We start from the raw sequence: 25,191 nt of genomic DNA on the forward strand, positions 1-25,191 counted from the left end.
GCTATAGGCGAAGACCAATCTCCTTTTCAGGGTCTTAAAGCCCCAGAACAATATCCAGCCTATAGCCTATCTACTCCAGGTTGTACTACTATATATTCCCTGGAGCGGTCAGCGACTACCTCTTTCATAGCATCTCCTTTATGCAATGGTCGTCTTGCTTAATATGACATAAAGGATTAATAATATCAAGTAATAAGCTGATATATTCTAAATATATTAATGGTTATTTTTGTTCCACCTGGCAGCAGCAGCTTTCTTAGCGATCTCTCGGCGCTCTTCAGGGGTGAGCTTTGCGGCACGAGCTACGCCGCCCTTTAACCCGCCCATGCGTCCGAGTTCGACGGCGGCGGCGTTCTTCTCCTGTTCTGGTTCAGGAGTAGGTTTCTCTTCTTCAGTTGCTTCATTGACGATCTCAGCGGCAAGACGGTTTAAATCCGTTGGCCGCTTCTTCTTGCTTGAGCGTTCATGCATAGACTTATGATATCACACAAATTGCTATTTGTCGTCGTGATCATTAAAGCGGTCTTGCTTGTCCGTATAGTCGATTGACTTGAACATTCTATCGACTATTAAACTAGCTATCCCATAGGTTTGAGCTAATGTAGCAGGTATGAGTATTGCAAAAACTGTCTGTAATTGCGGTAATATTCCTTTTTCAAGCGTCCACTTTAAGATAAGGAACAACCCTGCGTGTTGGGCAATTAGCAATGCTCCAAAAAAGAAGGCCAGCACCCACCGCATACGTATCTGTTGTTTTACGTCGGCAAGCTCTGCCTGAAGAAGTCTTTCGTGGTGTTTTATTGGTTTTCTTTGTATATATGGCTCAAAAAAATCTCTTTCAAAGCCACCTAACTCTATTGGGAGCGGCGGGTTTGATATCGTAATATTATGTGAGTCTTCTTCGATTTTCATAATTTAAAGAAGTTTTAAGTTGATCAGTCTAAAATACATTGCCGATTTAGAAACGCCAAAGATACGAGATAACTCATCAACGTCTTTTGTTGTTTTCCATAAGCGCATGACTGCGTCTGCTGGCATTAGAAGCGCTGCTGCAAACCAGTTTGCAATTTGTTCCTGTTTTTCAATCTCGGCGGTTGCGAATTGCATAGTTTGTCTATAAAGCAGTTCGGTATCCATATTGGCATGAAGCTTGAAGTGGCCTATTTCGTGAGCTACCGTAAAAGCCTGCCTTTCAGGAGGCTCATCCATAGCGATATAAATAGTAGAACTTCTTCGGTCAAAAGCTCCAGACACGTTGGACTCTGCAAACATGCCCTTTTTTAGAATCAGCGCATTGGCCTCAAGAATAACGTTTAGGTCTATTGGGAGTTCAAGGGAATCAATGCTTCCAAAGGACTGAATTATAACATCTTTGGCCGCCTCTTCAGCGATTCTGATTTCATCTGGTGAAAGCATGTGCGCCTCCCTTAACCATTCAGTTACACATGTTGCGTGGCGTTTGTTACATGGTTCAATTCTAGCTATTGTTACTTGCTACGTCAATTTTACGGTTGGTTATCTTGCTATTAAGTAGTAATACTTTAGATTCTTCATACCCATGAATGAATCCTTCAAAAAGCGAAAGATCAAGTCCCAATATTTCTGTAAATTCATTCCTCAAGATCAGCCCTAGACTGAAACCAGAGCCGGCTCTGGTTTCACGGCTTGCACTGCTGCTACATCCCTTACCGACATATCGAGGTATTTCCTACCCGAGAGCCACTCCTCAGATTGCTCAGCTGCCAAGGCAGTGATAAGTCTTAGGGCAGCTTCTTCGTTTGGAAAGATCCTGACCACTTTGGTTCTTCTTTTTATCTCCTGGTTATACCTTTCCAGTAGATTAGTGGTTCGCATGCGGCGCCTGTGGCCCTCCGGCAGGGAAAAACAGGCGAGGATGCTGTCGGCGCTGTCCTCTAACATTTCTGATACGCTCTCGTAGCGACTCTGATAGCGAAGAGTGCATGCTGTCAAAAGTTCTCTGGCGCGCTCCCCGTTAGCGCTATTAAATATTGCCTGCATATCAGCCTTAAGAGCCGCTCTATCGGCTTTGGCCACTTTATCCAGGATATTTCTCATGAAGTGGCACTGGCACCGCTGCCAGATGGCACCGGCAAAGTATCTCTCAACCGCCGTAACAAGGCCCGTGTGGTCGTCGCTTACCACAAACTCGACCCCGGTAAGACCTCTTTCAATTAACGACCTAAACAGCTCACCCCAGCTTGTGGCACTTTCTGCGTTGGCAACCTCAACGGCGAGGATCTCGCGGTACCCTTCGGTATTTACTCCAGCGACAATTAAAATGCTTTGGCTTACCACACCTCTGGGTGTGCGCACTTTCTCATAGCGGGCATCGATAACCAGGTAAGGATACTTCCCGAGAGGGCGCACCCTCCACGCCAAGAGTTCCTGGTCGAGTTCTTGGGCCAGGCGCAATACCTGGCTTTTTGATACCGTGTGCCCGCAAAGCTCCTCGGCTATTTTGGCCACCTTTCTCGTCGAGACCCCCTGGATGTACATCTCAATGATGGAGAGCGCCAGCGCCTTCTCACTTCGCTGATACCGCTCAAAGAGCTTTGTTGAGAAGCTTCCTTCCCGCCCTTGCGGTACTGCAAGGGCGATATCTCCGACCCTGGTATACAAGGTTCTCGGTTTGTAGCCGTTTCGATACCCCGTGCGCTCATCGCATCTCTCATAGGGATCAGCCTGCAGGAATTCGGCGATCTCTTTCTCCATGAATGCCTGCAGGAATCTCTGCACGATTACCTTTAAGAACTCCTTGTCATTTAAAAGTGCTTCTTGCAAAAACGCGGTCGAATTCGTACTCTTTTCGTGAGCCATCGTAATTTCCTCCTAAATAGTTGGTTTCGTCACTTTCTATTGTGAGGAACGATGGCTCTTTTTCAACTCACCCTCAAATGAACCTTTTTACAGAATTATATGGGCGCGATCAAGCGAAATTCATTTTTTTCAAAACTGCCTAAGATTTCAAACTGACCCACTACCCAGTATCCGAGCACCGAAAACTAAATAAATAGGGTTGCGTTTCGAGTTGCTATTACTGGGTATCTTATGGATGGGTATCAACCAGAAGGAGGCGTTAATAATGGAGGAAGAACAGCAACCCCGCTACGGCGCCCTGATAATAGCCTCAACGTTCTTGATGGCGCTCGGTTATATCGTTATAGCAATCGGCGTTTTCGCGGTTTTCGTAACGCCTTTACTTGTAACAGGCCTTTCGGCGCAGCTCTTCGCAATATCCGGAATAGTAATCATTACCGTAATCCAAGCACTTCTTTTCTTTTCCTTGGGCCAGGTTATCCAGCTCGTTATGGATATAGACGACAACCTCATTGTCGTGCTGCAACACCTGCGACAGCCTTCAGCTGCGGCGCAAGCACCACAGTTACGTATGGTCAAACCTGAAGAGCAGTAATTAAGGTAAACCTAAACCAAGCACAAGCTCCGCAATAATAGCGGGGCTTTTCTACGTAGAGTAAGCACCTGTTAACCTGCCAATTCACCACATGGCTATACCAAAAACCATACTAAAGTAGTGGTTTTTATTTGCTATGCTTTGGCTATAAAAAAGAGCAGGCATAGGATCTTTATTGCTACCTGGGGAGACTACGTAATGATTAAGAAACCGATACTCTTAGCTCTGGCTTTACTTTTATTGCTTGCAGTTCATGCGGCAATAAGTAGCGCAAATCCTACAATGCTGGCAAACTTGGCTGGTAACGGTGGTGAGACCGACGTGAACAGTAATGATTTAAATTGCGACCAAGATGATTCAACATCGGAAGGCACCAAGAGCGGATCTCTTAGCATTACCAATAACTCTTCTTTAACCGGCGATGGGCTTTCTGAGACATCGGTAACAATAACCGGCGCCGATGGCGGCGATATATTGTGGTCGAGCAACGACCCTAATGCCAGCCATGCAACAACATTTACGGCGGGCAATGGCGTCAACATTGCAACGTACTATAGCAACAACGCATCGAGCTGCAATTCCAATGGGATGAACGGCTCCACTGCAAGTAATAGTTCTCATATAGTTGTCACCAATTCGGGTGGTTATTCTAATTATAATCCGGGGTCAGATTCATACACACCTTCGACTACCCGCCCAACAAGCTGTTCACAAAATCAAGACAGCCAAACAACACGTCGGAACACAGTAAGCCGTACATACTCTTGCGGGCCCAACCATAGCTGCTCCAGCGGGAGCAGTGAGGTCAACGTCTCGGTTAAAAGCAGTGTAACGTGTAACGGCGCGACGAGCACCGCCATATCCGGGTCAAGCATAGTTAATTCGCATAAAGTTGCAACCAGCAGTAACGGGTCCGCATACGCAAGCTATGGGGGCAACGTAGAAACACACGCTTTGGACGGCCAGGTTTGCGTTAACGGTCGTATCGTTGACCTGAAAGATTTAGATGACCTTAAAGCAACTCTTGGGGACAAGATTACGAAGTAACTTTATCGGCTGGCTTTTCTGCGAGAACCTAAACAGCTGCCGCCTTCTTGATCTTAGCTGACGGCGTTTCCATTGCGATGGTTGGGCCGGTGATTTTGATCTGATCCCAGCAGCCCGAGCACTTGCCCTCGCATGGTGAATAATTGCGTGTGCAGAATTGACAGCAGACATCCAGTTTTTCTGGGCATATATGCGTATGCTCCGAACACTTTATGTTTTCCATAACTGCCTCCTAGAATATCTAATGCCGTGTATACCCGAAGCTACAAAGACCTACTAGAGTGTTAGTGAAATCGCCAAGTTACCATGCGGGTAAGGTTCGGAGTATCGACCGGCTCTGCGTGATTTCGGATACGCGATAGAGAACTTTAATGAAGGAACCCTAAGCAACTGAGTTGGCGATTACCGGTAAGATAGTTATATAATACACCAATTTGACTTACAACGCTAGCAAAATATCCGCTGTCGCTAAAATGTAAACGTAGTGGCGGGGCCTTGCGGCCCCGCCACCTATAGTTTCTCTAACTTCTTAAGCGCTCCGTAGTGCACGTTTGTATTTATTTTAGCATGCTCGCATCCAATCCCAGCATACATTACTGTTCTAGCATATTAGACGATCATACTGTTTTTCTGTTTACACTACATGCACGCATACTCTTTGGTTGCGTGCCATTGCACCGTGCATTTACGCGAGTGCTTTTTACATCATACCCATGCCGCCCATGCCGCCCGGCATACCTGCCATGCCGCCACCGCCGCCGCCTTCCTCAGGCTTGTCGGCAATAGCAGCCTCCGTGGTAAGCACGAGACTTGCGATGGACGCCGCATTCTGAAGCGCTGAACGGGTAACTTTGGCCGGGTCGATAACGCCGTCTTTCATCATATCGCCGAACTGCCCGGTTACAACGTTGAGGCCTTGGCCTTTGCCCATGCCTTTGATTTTCTCAACAATAATCGAGCCCTCGTAGCCGGCGTTCATCGCGAGTTGGCGAAGCGGTGCTTCGAGCGCGCGCTGGATGATCTGTACGCCAACCTTCTCGTCGCCATCAAGCTTGCTTTCGAGCTTGTTAATAGCCGGGATGATGTTGATCAATGTTACCTCGCCACCAGGGACGATACCTTCCTCAACGGCTGCTTTTGTAGCCGAGAGGGCATCCTCGATGCGGTGCTTTTTCTCTTTCATCTCGGTCTCGGTTGCCGCACCTACGCGGATAACCGCAACGCCGCCTGATAGCTTTGCAAGGCGTTCTTGCAGTTTCTCACGATCAAACTCTGAATCGCTTTGTTCGATCTCAGCTTTGATCTGGTTCATACGGCCTTTGATGGCCTCCGCGCTACCTGCCCCACTGACGATAACGGTCTCATCTTTGGTAATACGAACGCGCTGTGCGCGACCGAGCATGTCAACGGTTACTGCATCAAGCTTCATACCGAGCTCTTCAGTTACGACCCTGCCACCAGTGACGATGGCGATATCCTCGAGCATCGCTTTACGGCGGTCGCCGAAACCAGGGGCTTTAACCGCGACGCTGGTAAAGGTACCGCGAATTTTGTTAACGATAAGTGTCGCTAGCGCCTCGCCCTCAACATCTTCGGCAATAATGAAGAGCGGGCGACCGGCCTGCATGACTTTCTCAAGAACTGGCAGAAGGTCTGCAATAGCGCCGATTTTCATATTTGCTATGAGGATGAACGGGTCGTCGAGGACAGCTTCCATTCTCTCTGTGTCTGTGACCATGTACGCGGAGACGTAGCCTTTGTCGAATTGTAGACCTTCAACGACTTCGAGCTGGGTTCCAAGAGTTTGTGACTCCTCAACAGTAATGACGCCATCTTTTCCTACCTTATCCATCGCGTCCGCTATAAGGTTGCCGATCTCTGCGTCGGCTGCGGAAATTGTCGCTACTGAAGCGATCTCTTCTTTAGTATCGATACTCTTAGCGAGATTCTTGATCTCTTCTACCGCTGTTTGAACGGCCTTGTCGATACCTCTTTTGATAAACATCGGGTTTGAGCCTGCGGCCACGTTTTTCATGCCCTCGCGGACAATGGCCTGGCCGAGAATCGTTGCGGTGGTTGTTCCGTCACCGGCAACATCGTTTGTCTGGGTTGCGATCTCTTTGGCGAGCTGCGCACCCATGTTCTCGTACGGGTCTTCAAGCTCGATCTCTTTTGCGACGGTTACACCATCGTGGGTAATCGTCGGAGCACCGAACCTTTTATCAATTACAACATTTCTGCCTTTTGGTCCAAGCGTTACTTTTACGGTGTCGGCAAGTTTATTAACGCCGGCCTCCAGTTTACGCCTAGCCTCTTCATTGAACTCAATGATTTTTGGCATCGAAAGCTTCCCTCCTTGAATAGTAATAAATTAGCTGAGTACTGCGAGAATATCTTCTTCGCGCATAATGAGGTAATCTTGCTCGTCGATTTTAACCTCACTACCGCCATACTTCGAGTAGATGACCTTGTCACCGACTTTTACTTCCATCGGGATTACCTTGCCATTGTCGTCGTATTTTCCTCCGCCGACTGCTACTACTTCTCCCTCTTGCGGCCGTTCTTTTTTCGCGGTGTCCGGAATCACGATTCCGCTTTTAGTCACCTCTTCGGCCTCCATGGGTTTGATCACCACTCGATCACGTAAAGGCTTAAGATTCATCAGATACAACCCTCCTAACAGTGTTTTTAGCACTCTTCCTATCAGAGTGCTAATCGTATATTATACTAGGTGCTCTGCCAAAATCAACACCGACAGCCAATTTATTGCCAAAATCAATAGATTGCAAACATATTGCTTGGCGATTCTGCAATTGATCATGTTCGCCCATGCAATCGGCAATAAATTCTCCCAGAAAAAGCTATGTGTATATAAGTCGGCCAAATTGTGATTATTTCCGCATACGGAGTTGCCCTAACGTGAGGCCGGCGAAAACGTCGATTAATCCTTCCAGTTCCACCATTTCAGTAGATCGGGATCGTATGTCCGGTTTGAGGCGAAGTAGACAGCACATCGAAAGACGTAGAGCACGCACCTGTCGACCCGTATGCCCATCTTTTCACAGTGCTTGTTATAAAGATATTCCGGGTCCTTGCCTTCAAGGTCTACGATTGAGCGTATACCAAGATCGTAAAGATCGTGCGCAATGGCTTTGCCGACACCGGGAACGTAGCGCAGCTCTTTTAGAACGAGTTTTTTGCTGCGCTCAGTCTCTAGTGACGCGATTTGTTGGGCTATTGGTTCTTGGTATACGGAAATTTGCATCTTCTGCATAAGCTTATTATACGCTATTTGTCCGGCGGTACAAAACGGCGGTAAGAATAACCGCCAGATATAGGTAGGGTAAGAATGTGCCGTAATGGGCGAAGAAGCTGGGTCGGCTTGCGAAGTTTATCGCGCTTCGCAAGACTTCCTGGCGATTGATGGCAGTGCGGGCGATTACGTGACCGTTCTGGTCGATAAAGCCGGATAAACCGGTATTGGCGGCTTGCACGACCGGGACACCATACTCGATAGCACGCATGCGCGCTATTTGGAAGTGCTGCTCAAGAGCCGCTGTTTTTCCGAACCAACCATCGTTCGTAATGACGACAATCATGCGGGCGCCGTTTTCAACCATTCTGCCGACCAGGCGCGAATCCGCCGATTCAAAGCAGAGAATAGTTGAAAACTTGCCGAGACGTTGTACCCGATTTGGATACCCTTTCGGCCTTACAGTCCTGGAAATATCAAAGGTCACGAAGCGCGTGCCGGGTGTTTTATCATCGACCAGGTCGGCCATATCGTTGATGCGCTCGATAAAGCCTCGCAGCGGCATATACTCGCCAAACGGTACGAGATGAGTCTTCTGGTAACTCTGGTAATCCTTCTTTTTATCTGTTGCGTCGACAAAGATGGCGTTGTTGAATATCCGCTGCTGCTCGTCCTGGCTCATACCGCCAAAAATAAACGACGCGTTGTTCTGGGTTATCAAATCAGTCATAGCGCTAATATAGGGTTTCTGATCTTCGATATACGAGATAAACACGCTCTCGGGCCAGATTAGAAGATCCGGCCCCGCCGGCCAGGTTCGCAGCGCCCGATCGGTCATAGTCCGGTAGCGCGACTTAATCAGACTGTCGTTTGCGACGTTATGTTTAACGCTTTGCGGGATACTCGGTTGAACGAGCGTCACTTTGATGGCAGTGCGCACGTCCTGCTGCGCTGCCGGCGCTCGAAGGAACCCGAGGACAATCAGGGAGAGCACCGCGACGCCGATGCAAATCTGAGAGGCGTTGCGCGCCCTCTTGGCCGTGCGTCGGCTTATGCGGCTTGCAAATATCCCGTCGTGGTCACCATCGGTTAATCCATCGGTTAATAATTCAATGTGCTGCTCGATACTACCCGGCTGTACTTCAACCATAATTTCGACTTCATTCATCTTGATTGTGGAAAGCTTTTTGCGCACGCGGTATGAACGCAGGGTTTGAACGGCTCGAAGCAGCGCCAGATTAACGAAGACGATGGCGGCGCTGACACCCGGCTCACCGATGTATGACGCGAGCAGTGAAACCCTGAAACCGGCGGTCGTTGCGCCGAGGTTCGCCCAGGCGAATCCCAGCGGCCCGAGCGCGCGCCCGTATTCTGTAAGCGCCCACAATGCCGGCAGGAGTAAAAACGGCAGCATACTTTTACCGCGCTCAAAAACAAGCTTCGCCCCCAACGAAAACAACCCGATCCAGACCGCCAGAAATACGCTCAAGGCAAACCATGCGATAAAACCAAAAACTTGAATCCAGTAGAGAACAGCCGCATAGAAAACAATCCCGCAGATAAGTCCGAGTAGCGGTGCGTGCTTAACATTGCTCCGATCTATCGCAAAAAGAAGTGGAATAAGTCCGATCCAGACAAGCACGGTTATTGAGGAATGCGGAAACGCGAGCGCGAGCAGTACGCCGGATAAACCCGCCAGTAGATAGCTTTTAAGCATGTTTCTGCCAATAGATTTCAAATCGGTCGACCTACAAAAATAAGATTTCTACAAGGAGCGTAGCAGGTATGAACTGCGAGGTCCAGGTATGAGCACATCACATTTCAATAGGTTGGCCTAAATGTAAATTGGGGACCGGGTTCGCTGCCAGCGAGATGCGCTCACCGTCTAGAAATCTGCGATAGCCGGCAGCGGCTACCATGATCGCATTGTCGGTGCAAAGATACGCATGCGGATAATAAAGTTGAAGCCCTTCTCCTTTTGTTGCCCGGATCATGCGCTCGCGAAGGTAGCTGTTTGCCGCAACGCCGCCGGCTAAAACCACCTTATCAACGCCTTTATCTCTGGCTGCAAGCATGGTTTTTGAGACAAGCACATCCGCAATCGCCGCTTGGAAACTTGCCGCCAGATCGGGTAAGGGAATCTCGTGCGTTTCACGGCCGAGCTTCGCCACGTAATTCAGCACGGCGGTTTTCAAGCCGCTCAAACTGAAATTGAATTCGCCCTTTCTCATCATGGCCCGCGGGAACGGGATAGCCGCCGGGTTACCGTCCTTTGCAAGGTTGTCGATAATCGGGCCGCCCGGGTAACCGAGCCCTAGAAATGAAGCGACCTTGTCATACGCTTCACCGACAGCATCATCGAGCGTCTGCCCCATAATCTCATAGCTGCCGTAATCCTTCATGTGAACCAGCATTGTATGCCCGCCCGAAATAATGAGGGCAAGGAGCGGGGGCTTGAGTTCCGGGTGATCGATAAAATTCGCGTAGATATGCCCTTCGAGGTGATTGACGCCTACGAGCGGCAGGCCTTTTACGTATGAAATTGCCTTCGCGGTACCCAACCCCATAAGCAGCGCGCCTACAAGCCCCGGGCCGACTGTCACTGCGACAGCGCTCAGGTCTTCATACGTTAAGCCCGACTCAACCATCACCTCATCTAGCACCGGGTTAATAACCTCAAGGTGCTTGCGCGAAGCGATTTCCGGCACAACGCCGCCAAATTTTTGATGGAACTCGATTTGCGAGGCAACAACACTCGATACAACCTCGCGGCCGTTTCGTAGGATCGCGGCCGCGGTTTCATCGCATGATGTCTCGATACCAAGAATATAGATGTCGGTCTGCATATTATTCGTTCGCTATTTCCCTTCCGATCTCGCTGAAGAGGTTTTCATAATAGTCGCTTGTGACATCACCGGTCCAGAAAATGAGTGCATCCTCATTGTTGTCCGTGTAATATCCCTTGCGCAGACCCTTCATCCTAAATCCGAATTTAATATACAAGTGCTGAGCCCTCGTGTTCGATTTTCGCACCTCAAGCGTTACCTGTTTAGTCCCTTTAATCTTGGCGATATCTATCGCCGTCAGTAACAACCGGCTTCCGATATGCCTGTTTTGAAAGACATTATCTACGGCAATGTTGGTTATGTGGGCTTCATCCAGCACATGGTACATGCACACGAACCCGACGACCCGTTCTCCATATTCGGCGACAAAACACTCGTTGTGGTGGCTTCCGATTAGTTCTCTTTGAAACGTCAGCTTGCTCCAGGGAGCAGACTGCGATCTTCTCTCTATATCATAAACCTGATCGACATCCGCCATAGTCATGCGCCGGATATCCGGTTTCATTGTAAGCATTATTTCACCCCCGGTGACGTTGTTCCCACATCTCCTCGGCCTGTGACAACCTTACGTAAATCGGTGCGAGCTGGTATAACTCGTCGTATTCTCGGCGCTCGAGTCTGGGCCACGCCAGGTGGATTAAATCCGAAGCCCGGGGCCACCAGTTTTCCTCAGGCGCAAATTCTACTCTTCCATCCAATATCTCTGAAAAGACATGCGCATACAGCTTGACGGCATCGCCGGCAAAAACTATATGTTCGTACCCTTCGGCAACGAAAAGTTGCACAAGCTCCTCAGGGTTGGCGGACTTGAAGTCCTCAAGACGCATAACATGCGCTGCTTTTGAACAATAGCGTGCCGTATATACTTCGCCCCGTTTAGCATCGATGATCGGTGCGATGAGTGCTCTTTCGGTTATGTTGCGATAAGCTATAGCGTCGAGACTCGGTATGCCCACAATCGGCGCTTCAAGCATCTGTGCGAGCGATCGTGCAATTACCATGCCTATTCTCAAGCCCGTATACGAGCCGGGGCCACTACCGATAACAACCGCCTCGACATCATTGATCCGGTACTCATGCTTCTTCAGCAAACCATCCAACAGCGGCAGCAATTGCGCCATGTGGCCGCGCGGCATCCACAGGTTTATCTCATCGATTATTATATTATCATCGCTGATGGCCGCGGTTAGTACCGGGCTCGATGTATCAAACGCAAGAACAAGCACGTTATTCTCCTGATAACCATTTCTCGACCCTCGTCTGCCACGAAGCACCGTGCGGCGCTATTTCTATCCGGCGAAACGATTCATCGACAAGCCGCAACATCCTAACATCAACATGGATGTCCGGCATGAGTTCTTCAACTTTATCTCCCCACTCGACCACCGACACGCCGTCACCGTAAAAATACTCATCGACGCCAAGCGCATCGAGCTCATTCGGGTCGGAGAGCCGGTACACATCGAAGTGGTAGAGCGGCAGTCGTCCGCTATACTCCTTAATAATGGTAAACGTTGGGCTTGTCACCGGCTCGGATATGCTAAGCCCTTCAGCCAGGCCTTTCGTGAATACGGTTTTACCCGCGCCCAGGTCACCGCTTAAACTTATCACATCTCCTTCAGATAACATGGGAGCCAGCTTTCGCGCCAACTCCCAAGTCTCCTCAGGTGAATGCGAAATAACTGCAAATATATCGCTCACGTTAGAATAGCCCCATTTGCTCTGCTTCGGCCTTCTCTTCTACGGCTTCGGCTACCTTAGGCTTCTCTTCGAGATATTCCTTAAGCTTGATAAAATCCTCTTGAAGCGGTACCAGATTCGCACGCGAGTGAAGCGCCGCCGCCGGATGATAGATAGGCACGACAAAATAGCCGTCTTTCTGAAATTTTTGCCCATGAACCTTGCCCATCGAAACATCTTTTACCCCGAGCATAACAGCGGACGCAAAACGCCCGAGCGTTGCAATTACCTTCGGTTGGATTATCCCCAGCTGTTTAAATAAATATGTGCCCGTACAGACTTCGATTTCTTCAGGCTTAGGATCGCGGTTCTGAGGCGGACGACATTTTACCACATTGGTTATGTAAACATCCTCTCGTTCCAGACCGATTGACTGAAGAAGCTGTGTTAATAGTTTGCCTGCCGCACCGCAAAACGGAATACCGTTTTTATCTTCATAAAAACCCGGACCTTCACCGATAAATACAATACCGGCGTTCGAGTTGCCGTCACCGAATACAACCCGGCTACGACCTTGTTCTGCTAGCGGGCATAGTGTACACCCAACAGCCGACTCCGTAATGGTTTGAAGCTCCATAATATCACCTACCTACCGCATGTACTGCAATTGTTGCCGGTGCAACTACTGCAGCCGCTACTAGAAGTTTTGCCGCTTGAACTGAAACCGAATGTTGAAAACAATTTTGACACATCATCGCTGCCACACCTATCGCATGTGGGATTTTGCCCGTTTGTCTGCAAAACCAGCTTCTCGAACTTCGACCCACATGAATTACATTTAAACTCATACAAAGGCATTTCAATCACCAAATACACTGTAGAATTGATATACAGATTTTATCAATTCTCAGTGAATTCGCATAGCATGCGGTTCTAGCAGCCATACTCAAGGATAAATCTGCATATTAGCTATAATGAGCAGGAATTACTGGACCGATACTATAGCAAGACATCTTACAGCATTGCATATTTCAAACAAATATTATAAATGCCCTAGACACTATAGGAGGAATTGACACATGAACTGTTGGAAATTTAAAAAATGCGGCAGTACCGTCCAGGGTACGTTTGCGCAAAAGCTTGTCAACTTTATGGATTGCGAATTTTACAAAAAATACACGCTTAAATTATAGTGGTTATGCGCTACCGTGCATTAAAGTAAGCGGTCTTATTAAAAGCCGCTTTTCTATTACTCGATTAATCGCGCTCCCAGCTTACCCGCACGAATTCCTCATCTTTCGGCCACTGGATAGCTAGATTGCCGTTAAACGCCTTTTCAAACTCTTTACCGATGCGTTCTGCAAGATGCGTATCGGTGGTTTGAACGGTTATCATACTATCACTGCTACTGACATTATAGACTCTGGCGGCGACATTGCGGTGAACCTGCTGATCGGCGACGTTATTGATAAGATTCAGGGCTTCTGCTTGGTGATCTTTTAAAAACCTGCCCTTAAGCGTCACAACGCCATCAATCCGCTTCTTTTCAATGCGTTGGTGTCCCGGGCAGAGAGTTACTTCCGCCTGTCCGGCCCGGGCAAGCCGTTCGTGCTCTCCATCATCGTAAAACCATTTCTGACCATCATAGACTGCCATACATTTGGGACAAATAAGCATACCCATACATGCAACCTCCTCTGTCGTGGAGCACACCTCTAAGGTATATCCGCGACTTAGAATTTCGCTTATGTATACTTATTCCACATTTTTGGCAGAATACCGATGCTACTCGGCAACACTTAGCTTAAATGTAAGCTCTTTGTCCCTTAGGTCATTTGCGGTGATATTTGCGGTAACAGTGTAGGTTCCGGGCTTGAGCGGCCGCTCAAGCGAACCTGTGCCCGGCCATTCAGCCTCATACGAGACACTTTTGCCCGGCCCCAGGCGCACGGTCTCGATCATCTGCGAGAACATCTTGCCGGCCGACCAGCGCCATACGTTGCGACCTTCTTTCTCTTTTATAAGAAGATCATATTTCTGCCCGGTATTAAAGGTGAGTTCGCGAACCTGTGAAGCGGTATTCAGCACGTTCAGCGTAACCTTGAGCCTCTGGCCGGGACGTACATTCTCTGACGAAATTTTTGCGGAGACTTTGATATCGGCTACCATCACGGTCGAATTATCCCCATCTTGAACGCCCACCGTTCCGGAAGCGGAGGTCGGTTTTGAAGCCGAGGGGTTGTCCGCCTTGTTTTGCGCTGTGCACGATACGAGAAGAAGTCCGATAACGATGACAGCAAAGCAGAAAATCCTAGGCCTAGGCATCTTTTACTCCCTATATTCCCTCGGTACGCGCGAGTTTATCATGCAAACGATTTCGTAATTGATTGTACCGAGGATAGATGCGAGCTCATCCGCACTTATCTCATCATCTCCCTGGCGACCGATTAATACTGCTTCATCATCGACGGACACCGCCGTGTTTTCGCCGAAATCAACCATGAATTGATCCATGCAAATATTTCCGACAGCGGGATACCTGCGGCCGCCGACGAGAACATCCGCTTTATCCGAGAGAAGTCGGGTATAGCCGTCGCCGTAGCCGGCAGGTATGGTGCCGATTGTTGTATCCTGCGACGCCCGGAATATGCGCCCATAGCTGACGCCTGTTCCCGCTTTTACGTTTTTCACAAAGGAGAGCCGGCTCTTAAGAGAAAGCGACGGTCGAAGATCAACCTTCCCCTTGGTAGCTTCCGAGGGATGAAGCCCGTAGAGAGAAATTCCGATTCGCACCATATCCAGGTGCGATTGCAGATGCAAATACACGCCTGCGCTGTTTGCGGCATGTCGCACCGGTGGGCATAATCCCTCGTTTTTCAATGCATGAACAAGCGGCATGAACTGCGCGAGTTGAAAATTCGTGTAGGTGCTGCGCGGGTTGTCCGCTTCGGCGAAATGCGTGAAGATGCCCTCGACCTCCAACCCGGGTAGTGAGTTCACATGGCGAAGAAACTCCGCCACCCGCTCCGGCACCAAGCCGATACGATTCATGCCGGTATCAACCTTGACGTGAACCTTAACTCGTTTTCCCTGTTGCGTCGCCTCATCGGAAAGTGTATGGGAAGCTTTCTCCGAGCACACGGTTGCCGTTAAACCATGTTCGACGATTAACGGAGCCGCCGCGGTTGCGCTCTCGGATAACACAAGAATCGGTTGGGTAATTCCTGCTTCCCTGAGCGCCACGCCTTCCTCGGGAATGGCGACGCCGAGCGACGACGCACCGGCTTCGATGGCCGCTTTGGCTACGGGTACCGCTCCGTGTCCATAGCCGTTGGCCTTGACGATCGCCATTATGGCAACATTAGCGCCGATAACCTTCTTTGCTTCCCGTATGTTGTGCTTAATTGCCGAGAGATCAATCTCAGCCCATAAAGGCCTTGTATTCATCACGTTGTTATACCCACCTATTGCTTACTTATAGCTCGCACCAGATCACCCTTTGTAATTATGCCAACCAGCTTGCCGTCCGACATTACGGGTGCGCGACTTATATCTTGCTCGACCATAAGGGTCGCGATATCTTCTACAGTATCATCTTCGCCGATAGTTACAACCTCTGTCGACATTACATCGCCGACTTTAGCCCCTACCGCTTTTTTAAACTCCTCTTCAAACCTTTGCATGCTCGATGGCAGGTAGATGTACCCGTCCAGCAATTGGATAAACGTCGGAAAGTGCAGGCGCACATCCTGCATAATCAAATCACTCTCGCTAACCATCCCAACAAGACGGTCTTCATTGTCGACTACGGGAGCACCGCTGATTCCCTTCGCGCTTAAGATGCCTGCAGCTTCCTTAACCGTCATATCCGGTGTGAAGACAACAATTTCTTTGCTCATAATATCTCGCGCTCTCAACTTCAATTGCGCCATTTCTCACTTCTCACTTTCTCTAACTTACAGTATGACCTCGTTGATCGCTTCGGGTAAGTATTCAATAACATCTGATGCTGTAAGGCTATAGATGTTGCTGTCCTCGACCGCTATATCGGCGGACAAACCGTGCAAAAACGCACCAATCGAAGCTGCTGAATATGCGTCCAAACCCTGTGCCAGCAGGGCGGCAATAGCACCGGTTAGGACATCTCCGGTCCCTGCGGTTGCAAGCCCCGGGTTACCGGTTGTATTAATGGTTATCTCAACTTGCCCGCAAATAACCGTTCGGGCACCCTTGAGCACTACAACAGCGCCGAATTCATCATGAGCCCGATGGGCAAACCCGAGCCAATCACCCAAAACTTCCTGCGGTGATACACCAAAGAGGCGCGCCATTTCACCTGGATGCGGCGTAATAATGGTCTCAGAGCGCCTGTTGCGTAACACGTTCGGGTTGGCTGCAATGGCCGTTAATGCGGAGGCATCTATGACCATCGGTTTATCGATATCGGCTACGAGCATTCTGATGAGCTCCTCGGTCTCAGGCTCAGACCCAAGCCCCGGCCCAATCGCAACAACATCATATTGGGATGCTATCGCCAGCAGGTGCTCGTCTGCCGCCAGAGCCAATGTACCATGCGCCGTCTCGTGTTGCGGCCACGCAATCGCCTCAACAACCGCTTCGTTAAGCACCGCTGTGATACCGGCCGGCGGTGCGAACGCGACTAAGCCCGCACCCATCCTATACGCCGCCCGCGCAACCAGCGCAGCGGCGCCGGGCATACCCCTCGATCCGGCAATCACCAATACCTGCCCGACCGATTTCTTATGGGCATTTATATCGCGCACCGGAAACAGATTCCGCACTTCGAGTTTATCAAGCTCGCGATAGGTGCCGATTTCCTCAACCAGCTCACCCGGAATACCGATATCAGCGACAATATACTCGCCGGTATTAACAAAACCTGAATAAAGAAGCATACCTACTTTCGGGGCTGTAAATGTGACGGTTACATCCGCAACAATACCGCTGCTATACACTTTACCGGTATCGGCCGCCAAACCCGACGGCAAATCAACCGACAGGATGGGCCGTTGCGAAGCGTTGACGCGATCGATAATATCGGCCGCCGTACCGCGAACCGCGCCTTTTAAGCTAAAACCGAATATCGCATCGATTATTATGTCTGCGGCAAGAACCGCTTCGTCGAAGGTATTAAGGTTGGAACCGGCGATTATAGTAATCCGCGCAGGAAGCTTGTCGAACGCTTTGCGTGCGTCCGGTGCAAGATCATCTGCATTTGCCAGGGAATATACGGTTACGGCGTATCCCGCCTCATCTAGAAGGCGCGCAGCGACAAACCCGTCGCCCCCATTATTGCCTTTTCCGCAGACGATAAGCGCCTTGCCTGAAGAGGACAGTATCTTTTTAGCCTCGTCCGCTACAGCTTCACCGGCACGCTCCATGAGCATGGTGGTGGTAAGCCCAAACTCGCTCTCAGCGTGTTGTTCTATTGTAAGCATTTGTCTGCTTGTAACGACCCGCAATTACCTACTCCATTCCCACAGCTATTGCCTGGGCGATTGCCGACTCACGACTAAATGAAAGGCTGATAAAAATATCGCACACACCCTTTTCGTGCGCAATTGCGGCTGCATTGCCGCTAAGCTTCAGATACGGCCGTCCCCATTTATCCCGGCATACTTCAAAGTCGGTCCATTTCATACCGCGCAGGCCAGTGCCAAGTGCTTTTACTGCAGCTTCTTTAGCTGCAAATCGAGCGGCGAAGTGGAGATGGGGACGATGCTTGCTTAAACAATAATCCCTTTCAATTTCGGTAAATACACGTTCGATAAATTTTTTGCGGCGGTTTATTGCTTGTTCTATCCGATTTACTTCAACAATATCGATGCCGATTCCTTTGATCATTGTACACCTCTTGCTGGCAGTATCCGCGTCTTACCACTATTGTAATGCATGCAAAGCGAAGTGTCAGTGCGTACCCGGCTAAAAATGTCACGCAGAACTAAAGCACCAGGTCCAATGCCTGGTGCTTTAGTTTCCAACAATATTTATACTACCGGTGGATCTAGCTTACCGCGACTTTTTGGCCTACGGCCAGCACATCGTGCGCCGCTTTATAGGTGATAAACCCGCCGCTTATGTTTCTAACGTTATAGCCATTTTGTTTTAGTATCCTGCACGCGATATATGCACGCATACCAACGCGGCAGTAAACGTAGATTTCTTTATCTTTCGGCAGTTCGTGCATCCGCGCTCTCAGATCATCTACCGGAATGTGAAGGGCGCCTTTTATGTTGCCGTCATGTTTGTGCTCGTATGAAGTTCTTACATCAAGGATAGCAACATGGTCCGGATCGATATTATCAACATCTCTCCAGGTAGCAACGGCAACATCGCCGCTAAGAATATTAGATGCTACATAACCGGCCATATTGACCGGGCTCTTGGCGCTTGAAAACGGCGGCGCATATGCAAACTCCAGCTCGGTTAAGTCGAACACGGTCATGCCGGCGCGCACCGCCATTGAGAACGCATCGATTATCTTATCGACCGAATCCTCCCCCACAACTTGGGCGCCGAGCAATGTCCCGTCCTGCGCATCGAACAAGACTTTTACTGATAGCATCGACGCACCCGGGAAATATGTGGCATGTGAAAACGGGTGGCAGATTGCCGTTTGATACGCGATACCGGCCCTCATCAGACCTCGCTCGTTAAGACCGGTTGAAGCAACAGCCATATCAAAGATCTTAAGAATCGCTGTTCCCTGGGTGGTTTTGTACTTTCTCTGGCGACCGCAGACATTATCGGCGGCGATTCGTCCTTGTTTATTGGCGGGCCCGGCAAGCGGAATAAGCGCCGGAGTACCGCTTACAAGGTTTGTTACCTCTATAGCATCGCCGATCGCGTAAATGTTCGCGTCCGATGTTAACAAGTATTCATCAACCGCGATACCGCCCGATTGACCTATCGCCAGACCGCTCTCTTTGGCAAGGGTGGCTTCAGGGCGTACGCCGATACCGAAAACAACCATGTCGGTCTCAATACGCCTGCCGTTTATGAGCTCAACAACCAACAACTCTCCATTACGATCCAGCGTTGTTGCCGTTGTGCCCCTAATGACTTCGATACCCTTATCAATAACGTATCGCTCGGCAAGGGCAGCCATTTCAAAATCAAGCATTGGGATAATATTTTCAGAAAGCTCGATGATGGTTACCTTAACACCTTTTTTATACAGGTTCTCAGCCATCTCCATGCCGATAAAGCCTGCGCCGATAACCACCGCACGCTCAGGTTTGTTGGTTTCAACAAAACCCTTAACGGCATCGGTATCCGGTACGTTTCTTATCGTAAATACGCGGGGATGGTCGACGCCTTTAACCGGCGGAACATGCGGGACTGCACCCGGAGAGAGAATAAGTTTATCGTAGGATTCGAGATATGACTCGCCGTTCTTAAAGTTGCGTACCTCGACCTTTTTCTCGTCCGGAAGAATCCTTATAACTTCGCTCCGCACGCGTACATCGATATTAAATCGCTCGCGCATGCGTTCGGGCGTCTGAACCAGAAGGTCGCCACGCTCTTCGATAACGTCACCGATATAGTATGGCAGGCCGCAATTGGCAAATGAGATATATTTGTCCTTTTCAAACAGAACGATTTCGGCTGTTTCATCAAGCCTTCGAAGCCGGGCGGCTGCGCTCGCTCCACCAGCTACACCGCCAATTATTACTACTTTTAGCGACATTCAATACCATCCCTTTTCTGCGTTCGTTAGTCTAAATATATATATCGTTTAGTTTTAACAATTTATTAAGCAATATTTTTGCGAATGTGCTGATAATATACCTATATACCGTATCCAAACACCAATCCGTATACGTAAACGCTTGGCTCGAATTCGCTAACAAGCCGGTATCCCAGATCCTGGTATGAGCTAATGACCTCGGGTTTTGGGATGCGCTCAGACAGCGGCGGCCCCATATCCCCTTTAACCTGGCTCCAATCAACCACAATCACCTTATGAACCGGCCGAGAAACTCTCTTTACTTCGTCTATGAATTGAGCCGGGTTATCAAGCTCGTGGTACACCGCCACCATAAACGACGCATCAAGTATGCCTCCAGCGATAGGAATACGGTTTTCCTCCGATAGAATCGGAACGAGATTTGTAAGGTCTCCCGCTCGCTCCTTTATGACTTCGAGCAACTCCGGGTTTATATCGACCGCGTAAACAGTAGCCCGGTTCTTAAAGTGCCGGGCAAGAGGGATACATAAATAGCCGCTCCCGGAACCGAGATCGGCTATCGCTCCACCGGTTTCGATGTCCTTTACCTGGTCGATCAGAAGGTCTACCGGTAGTATTTGCATGCGTCTCGGATCATCAAATCTTTGAATGCTTCCATGAAACTTGTGTCCGGGCATATATATACACCTCCTATTATGCTTGCCGCTCATGAACCTTCGCATTGCAGCAATTATACCCGTACCGGTATACAATATCCATAATAAATCGCCTGTACTGCCGCCGATATCATGTTCGCATATTAATCCAACGAGCTAGATACATTATTTCATACATTTTCCCCGGGATTGGTTATTATCCCAAAAAAAGCGGTATAAAAAGCCGGTAAGCCCGTGGTATTTCTGCCTGCAATAAATCAGGAGCGCGATATTAATACGACATCAAACGCCTGGTACTGTTTTATTCATTATAGCCTTGACCACCTAAACGTTTGATTTACCACGTAATTATTGCAACATTTACGTTACCACGATAGCAGCGGTTGCTTTATTTACCTGCAAATTTGGCTAACGACGGGACGGTACTAAATGTGCAAAGTGCTTGCATCGGCCAACGGACTTTTGCTATATTATATTAACCCCATCCAAAAAGGCTTCCTCGGTATGTGGCACAAAACTTAAAACGAAAAGGAGTGGAAAATGGAACAAAACGCAATTTATATCGCCTTTGGTACAGGCTTGTTAGCGATTCTGTTCGGCATATATCTAGCCGCCTGGACGCTTAAACAACCGCAAGGCAACGAGAAAATGCAAGAAATCGCTTTGGCGATTCAGCAAGGTGCTTCTGCCTATCTTAAACGGCAGTACACCACAGTATTTTTCGTATTAATCGTATTAGTTCTTGTTCTGGGCTTTGGTATTGGGTGGACGACCGCTATCGGTTTCTTTGTTGGAGCTGTAGCTTCGGCATCGGCAGGCTTTATCGGCATGAGCGTAGCAGTACGCGCAAACGTTCGAACAGCCGAAGCGGCACGAGGAGGACTAAAAAAGGCTTTGGGCCTAGCTTTTAAGGGTGGTACGGTTACCGGCATTCTCGTCGTCGGTCTCGGTATCCTTGTTGTATCGGTTTTTTGGTTTATAACCAAAGATGCTAAAGCACTTATCGGTCTTGGTTTTGGTGGGAGCCTTATCTCGGTATTCGCCCGTATCGGTGGCGGTATCTTCACAAAAGCCGCTGACGTCGGCGCCGACCTGGTAGGTAAGCTTGAGGCCGGAATTCCTGAGGATGATCCGAGAAACCCGGCCGTTATCGCTGATAACGTTGGCGATAACGTTGGAGACGATGCCGGTATGGCGGCCGACCTCTTTGAGACATATGTTGTTACCGCCGTAGCGACAATGCTTCTCGGTCACCTCTACTTCCCGAACTTCGGGACGGCTGTTACCTTCCCGCTCGCGCTGGCAGGCTTCTCTATCATCGCTTCGATTCTTGGAACATTCTTCGTAAGACTTGGGAAGAGTAACAACATCATGGGTGCCCTCTACAAAGGGCTTGCCGCATCCGCAATTATTGCGATAGCCGGCTTCTACCCGCTCACGCAGTATTTCATGGCGGCGAATGGAACGTACTCGGTAGGCGCACTCTTCGGCGCAGAACTGGTCGGTATCCTTGTAACCGCTGCACTCGTAGTTATCACGGACTACTATACGTCTTCAAACTTCTCGCCGGTTAAGCTTATTGCGAAAGCAAGCGAGACGGGTCACGCAACCAACATCATTCAAGGTCTTGCAGTCGGTATGCAAGCTACCGCGCTACCGGTTATCGTAATCGGCGCAGGTATCCTGACCGCCTATATTCTCTCAGGCCTCTACGGTGTTGCAATCGCCGCGCTCGCGATGCTATCAATGACCGGTATTGTTGTCGCAATCGACGCGTTCGGCCCCGTTACAGATAACGCCGGTGGTATCGCTGAGATGGCCGGCTTGCCGGATAGCGTCCGCGACGTCACCGACGCGCTCGACGCTGTTGGTAACACCACCAAGGCGGTTACCAAGGGTTATGCAATCGGATCTGCCGGTCTTGCCGCAATCGTCCTCTTTTCGGCATATACGGAAGAGCTTAAGAATGCCGGTCAAGCTATGAGCTTTGATCTCTCTAATCCATATGTTATTGTCGGTCTCTTTATCGGCGGTCTTCTGCCGTATCTCTTCGGGTCGTTTAGTATGGCCGCTGTCGGTCGTGCTGCCGGCGCGGTTGTCGAGGAAGTACGCCGCCAGTTCCGCGAGATCAAGGGTATTATGGAAGGTACCGGAAAACCGGATTATGCACGTGCCGTTGATATCGTTACTGCTGCCGCGATCAAAGAGATGGTCGTACCTGCTTTGATTCCGGTTCTCACACCAGTCGTAATTTTGCTTATCGGTAAAGCCCTTGCAGCGCAAGGCCCTAACATCGGTGCTACAATGCTTGGCGGTGTTCTCGTCGGAAGTATCGTAACCGGTCTGTTTGTCGCTATTTCAATGACAACCGGCGGCGGCGCATGGGATAACGCCAAGAAGTACATCGAAGACGGTAACCATGGCGGCAAGAAATCATTCGCGCACCAAGCAGCAATCACCGGTGACACGGTCGGCGATCCTTACAAGGATACCGCCGGTCCGGCTATCAACCCGATGATCAAGGTTATCAATATTGTGGCCTTATTGCTGGTTCCGTTCCTGAAATAACGTTATAACACCTACAAAGGTGCCACGCCGAGAGTATTTTCGGTAAAATAAAAGAACGCCTCGCGTAATAGCGAGGCGTTCTTTTATGCCGCAACAAATTGTATACGTACCGGGGGATATAAAAATGCGCCCTAGCAGAGGCGCATTTTTATATTGTATTACTCTCACTATACGGTTAAATATTTATATCGGCATAGTTTATAAATACTTTAGCGTTTTTTAAAAGAATTTTTAGAATTAGTTAGCAAACGGTGTAAAGCAGGTTACGACAGCAGCGCCTTTATCAGCCCTCGGGGTTTAAACTTTTTCAGCGCTGATACGCTCCACTCAAGCTCTCTCTTTTCACAAACCGTAGACATAGAGTAGCGATCCATATCGTTTTTGAGAGCATAGTATTTCTCGTGCTTTTCTGCCTCATTCAGGTTCGACGTATAAATCTTATCAATTTTACCCATGATCTCTTTTGCTTTCAGGATGTTGTTTTTAACGATAGCGGCATCGCCATCGCTTACAACGCCCAGCCTACGCTTTACATCATTGAGCTTAAGACCACAGTCATAGGTCGCTTCTACTAAGTCGTCTCTAGAGAGATAGGCACTATCATAGTTCAGCCAGTACTTCCATGATGGTGCCGTCATCGCCTGCCGGTGGTCTTCAAGGCTTTTCCTTGCCAGCGTATAGCCGTACATTTCCGGCTTTTCAAACGCCAAGCTTCCGGGATCGACAAACGGTGCTAGCGGCGCGGCGAAACAAAGGAGTTTCTTACGCTCGCCGTTTAGCCCGTCGTAGAGGTACTCAACAAAATCCGGTATTTCCATAATCGAATCCTTTGATTGGAATGGAATACCGGTCATCATATATACGTCAGCACGCTGCGCCCCGGCCCGCAAACCGTCTTTGATAGACTGCTTGAACTGGTCGTTTGTAAAGATTGCTTTCCCGAATTTCTTACGGATTGATTCACATTGAGACTCACATGATATTTCAAAGCTCCAGTTTGCTACCGCTTTTGAGATTCGCTCAAAGATTTCCGCCGGCGGTAATTGCCAAAACTCAAAAACCACCATGTTTTTAAGTTTATATTTTGAAAGCGCATTTAAAAAGCGGTCGATATACTCGGGACCGCCGGCCTGGACATCGCCAACCAGAAAAACCGGGCCCGTGAAGTAGCTGGCGGCATCGGCAATGTCGAATGCCAGATCTTCCGGCTCTCTCATGGCGGCCTCCGGGCGGTTAAAGAAATTCGCGTAGGTGTATTTCGACCCGCCGCATACAGCGCAGTTTCGAACTCCGCCCCGGCAGAAAAATGCAGCGACAATTGGGTAACGCATGAAATCTTTAAACGGTAGATAGTTTTTTACAGATCTGCCGCGAAGCGCCGACTTTATGATACGACCGTAATTAATGCGGGAATGATCCCACTTCTTCGGCACATATGTGATCGGCTGGTGCGTAATCGTTCCGTCCGCAGCTTTCCATGATAGATTCGGCACCTCATCGAGATTGCCACCTTTTTGTACGACGTCGAGAAGGATACACATCGGTTCCTCGGTCGAGTCGCCTTTCATAACCATATCAACCTGAGGATACTTGATCAGCTCCTCGTGGAAATACGTAGAAGAAAGGCCGCCGAATACGATTGGAACATCGGGGTGAAGCTTTTTTATAATCCGCGCGATCTCAAGAGCACCCTGTGCGTGAGGCAGCCAGTGCAGGTCAAGCGCGAATAAGCGCGTATCGACGGAACGGATCTCATTTTCGACATTAAATCCCGGTTCGCGCAGCATCCGAACGGCCAGATTCAAAATGCCGGTACGAAAATTGCGCTGCTCAAGATGATCCGAGAGAATGGCGAAACCGATCGGATACATCTCAAAAATCGGCGTCGAAGGTACCACGTCGCTTACCGGCCCGAACATAATCGGGCGCTCGCGGAAATCATAAATGCTTGGTGCGTGGATGAAAAGCACATCGTACTTCACTTGTGACGCCTCCTA

Annotated in this window: 26 protein-coding genes; 3 read left to right on the plus strand and 23 right to left on the minus strand. The window is 49.3% G+C overall.

Annotation, left to right across the window (positions count from 1 at the left end; all coding sequences use genetic code 11):
• Positions 1–216: 216 nt before the first annotated feature.
• The 4 genes from VGK02_10845 to VGK02_10860 all read right to left on the minus strand — a co-directional run bounded on the left by VGK02_10845 (position 217) and on the right by VGK02_10860 (position 2,838).
• Complete coding sequence (locus VGK02_10845) at positions 217–471, minus strand: hypothetical protein (protein HEY3375535.1); 255 nt, start codon at positions 469–471, stop codon at positions 217–219.
• Between the two features lie 24 nt (positions 472–495).
• On the minus strand, positions 496–912 hold the full coding sequence (locus VGK02_10850) for a hypothetical protein (GenBank protein ID HEY3375536.1): 417 nt from the start codon (positions 910–912) through the stop codon (positions 496–498).
• A gap of 3 nt (positions 913–915) precedes the next feature.
• Positions 916–1,416: an ImmA/IrrE family metallo-endopeptidase gene (locus VGK02_10855; protein ID HEY3375537.1), complete on the minus strand. Its 501-nt coding sequence runs from the start codon at positions 1,414–1,416 to the stop codon at positions 916–918.
• Positions 1,417–1,629: 213 nt separating this feature from the next.
• On the minus strand, positions 1,630–2,838 hold the full coding sequence (locus VGK02_10860) for an IS256 family transposase (GenBank protein ID HEY3375538.1): 1,209 nt from the start codon (positions 2,836–2,838) through the stop codon (positions 1,630–1,632).
• A gap of 265 nt (positions 2,839–3,103) precedes the next feature.
• Here VGK02_10860 and VGK02_10865 point away from each other — a divergent pair, with 265 nt between their 5' ends.
• Entirely contained in the window at positions 3,104–3,433 is a 330-nt protein-coding gene (locus VGK02_10865; GenBank protein HEY3375539.1) for a hypothetical protein, read from the plus strand.
• Positions 3,434–3,631: 198 nt separating this feature from the next.
• Positions 3,632–4,480 (plus strand): hypothetical protein, encoded by an 849-nt coding sequence (locus tag VGK02_10870; GenBank protein ID HEY3375540.1) that lies wholly within the window; start codon positions 3,632–3,634, stop codon positions 4,478–4,480.
• Positions 4,481–4,508: 28 nt separating this feature from the next.
• Here VGK02_10870 and VGK02_10875 read toward each other — a convergent pair whose 3' ends face one another.
• The 18 genes from VGK02_10875 to VGK02_10960 form a co-directional block, all read right to left on the minus strand.
• Positions 4,509–4,703, minus strand: coding sequence for a hypothetical protein (locus VGK02_10875; protein ID HEY3375541.1), 195 nt, complete (start codon positions 4,701–4,703; stop codon positions 4,509–4,511).
• Between the two features lie 477 nt (positions 4,704–5,180).
• Positions 5,181–6,821 (minus strand): chaperonin GroEL, encoded by a 1,641-nt coding sequence (groL, locus tag VGK02_10880; GenBank protein ID HEY3375542.1) that lies wholly within the window; start codon positions 6,819–6,821, stop codon positions 5,181–5,183.
• Positions 6,822–6,851: 30 nt separating this feature from the next.
• Entirely contained in the window at positions 6,852–7,142 is a 291-nt protein-coding gene (gene groES, locus VGK02_10885; GenBank protein HEY3375543.1) for a co-chaperone GroES, read from the minus strand.
• 279 nt (positions 7,143–7,421) lie between these two features.
• Positions 7,422–7,754, minus strand: coding sequence for a helix-hairpin-helix domain-containing protein (locus VGK02_10890; GenBank protein ID HEY3375544.1), 333 nt, complete (start codon positions 7,752–7,754; stop codon positions 7,422–7,424).
• Positions 7,755–7,761: 7 nt separating this feature from the next.
• Positions 7,762–9,471: an apolipoprotein N-acyltransferase gene (gene lnt, locus VGK02_10895; GenBank protein ID HEY3375545.1), complete on the minus strand. Its 1,710-nt coding sequence runs from the start codon at positions 9,469–9,471 to the stop codon at positions 7,762–7,764.
• A 76-nt stretch (positions 9,472–9,547) separates the two neighbouring features.
• On the minus strand, positions 9,548–10,579 hold the full coding sequence (gene tsaD, locus VGK02_10900; GenBank protein ID HEY3375546.1) for a tRNA (adenosine(37)-N6)-threonylcarbamoyltransferase complex transferase subunit TsaD: 1,032 nt from the start codon (positions 10,577–10,579) through the stop codon (positions 9,548–9,550).
• 1 nt (position 10,580) lies between these two features.
• Entirely contained in the window at positions 10,581–11,093 is a 513-nt protein-coding gene (rimI, locus tag VGK02_10905; GenBank protein ID HEY3375547.1) for a ribosomal protein S18-alanine N-acetyltransferase, read from the minus strand.
• 4 nt (positions 11,094–11,097) lie between these two features.
• Positions 11,098–11,805 (minus strand): tRNA (adenosine(37)-N6)-threonylcarbamoyltransferase complex dimerization subunit type 1 TsaB, encoded by a 708-nt coding sequence (gene tsaB / locus VGK02_10910; GenBank protein ID HEY3375548.1) that lies wholly within the window; start codon positions 11,803–11,805, stop codon positions 11,098–11,100.
• A 1-nt stretch (position 11,806) separates the two neighbouring features.
• Positions 11,807–12,280: a tRNA (adenosine(37)-N6)-threonylcarbamoyltransferase complex ATPase subunit type 1 TsaE gene (gene tsaE / locus VGK02_10915; protein HEY3375549.1), complete on the minus strand. Its 474-nt coding sequence runs from the start codon at positions 12,278–12,280 to the stop codon at positions 11,807–11,809.
• A 1-nt stretch (position 12,281) separates the two neighbouring features.
• Positions 12,282–12,896 (minus strand): uracil-DNA glycosylase, encoded by a 615-nt coding sequence (locus VGK02_10920; GenBank protein HEY3375550.1) that lies wholly within the window; start codon positions 12,894–12,896, stop codon positions 12,282–12,284.
• A 620-nt stretch (positions 12,897–13,516) separates the two neighbouring features.
• Entirely contained in the window at positions 13,517–13,942 is a 426-nt protein-coding gene (locus VGK02_10925) for a BCAM0308 family protein (GenBank protein HEY3375551.1), read from the minus strand.
• 102 nt (positions 13,943–14,044) lie between these two features.
• On the minus strand, positions 14,045–14,584 hold the full coding sequence (locus VGK02_10930) for a BsuPI-related putative proteinase inhibitor (GenBank protein HEY3375552.1): 540 nt from the start codon (positions 14,582–14,584) through the stop codon (positions 14,045–14,047).
• A 3-nt stretch (positions 14,585–14,587) separates the two neighbouring features.
• Positions 14,588–15,706 (minus strand): alanine racemase, encoded by a 1,119-nt coding sequence (gene alr / locus VGK02_10935; protein ID HEY3375553.1) that lies wholly within the window; start codon positions 15,704–15,706, stop codon positions 14,588–14,590.
• 17 nt (positions 15,707–15,723) lie between these two features.
• The gene (locus VGK02_10940; GenBank protein HEY3375554.1) at positions 15,724–16,191 is read right to left on the minus strand and encodes a CBS domain-containing protein; all 468 of its coding nucleotides are present in this window, start codon (positions 16,189–16,191) and stop codon (positions 15,724–15,726) included.
• Positions 16,192–16,215: 24 nt separating this feature from the next.
• Complete coding sequence (locus VGK02_10945; GenBank protein HEY3375555.1) at positions 16,216–17,742, minus strand: NAD(P)H-hydrate dehydratase; 1,527 nt, start codon at positions 17,740–17,742, stop codon at positions 16,216–16,218.
• Between the two features lie 4 nt (positions 17,743–17,746).
• Entirely contained in the window at positions 17,747–18,124 is a 378-nt protein-coding gene (locus VGK02_10950; protein ID HEY3375556.1) for a holo-ACP synthase, read from the minus strand.
• Between the two features lie 160 nt (positions 18,125–18,284).
• The gene (locus tag VGK02_10955; protein HEY3375557.1) at positions 18,285–19,970 is read right to left on the minus strand and encodes an FAD-dependent oxidoreductase; all 1,686 of its coding nucleotides are present in this window, start codon (positions 19,968–19,970) and stop codon (positions 18,285–18,287) included.
• 101 nt (positions 19,971–20,071) lie between these two features.
• A complete protein-coding gene (locus tag VGK02_10960; protein ID HEY3375558.1) occupies positions 20,072–20,647 on the minus strand; it encodes a class I SAM-dependent methyltransferase in 576 nt (191 codons plus the stop codon).
• 519 nt (positions 20,648–21,166) lie between these two features.
• Between VGK02_10960 and VGK02_10965 the strand changes: the two genes are divergently transcribed.
• Positions 21,167–23,194: a sodium-translocating pyrophosphatase gene (locus VGK02_10965; protein HEY3375559.1), complete on the plus strand. Its 2,028-nt coding sequence runs from the start codon at positions 21,167–21,169 to the stop codon at positions 23,192–23,194.
• Between the two features lie 263 nt (positions 23,195–23,457).
• On the opposite strand, the gene VGK02_10970 is transcribed toward VGK02_10965, so the two are convergent.
• A complete protein-coding gene (locus tag VGK02_10970; protein ID HEY3375560.1) occupies positions 23,458–25,176 on the minus strand; it encodes a TIGR04190 family B12-binding domain/radical SAM domain protein in 1,719 nt (572 codons plus the stop codon).
• Positions 25,177–25,191 lie beyond the last annotated feature (15 nt).

The sequence above is a fragment of the Candidatus Aquicultor sp. genome (genome assembly GCA_036504445.1).
Classification (GTDB): domain Bacteria; phylum Actinomycetota; class Aquicultoria; order Aquicultorales; family Aquicultoraceae; genus DASXVE01.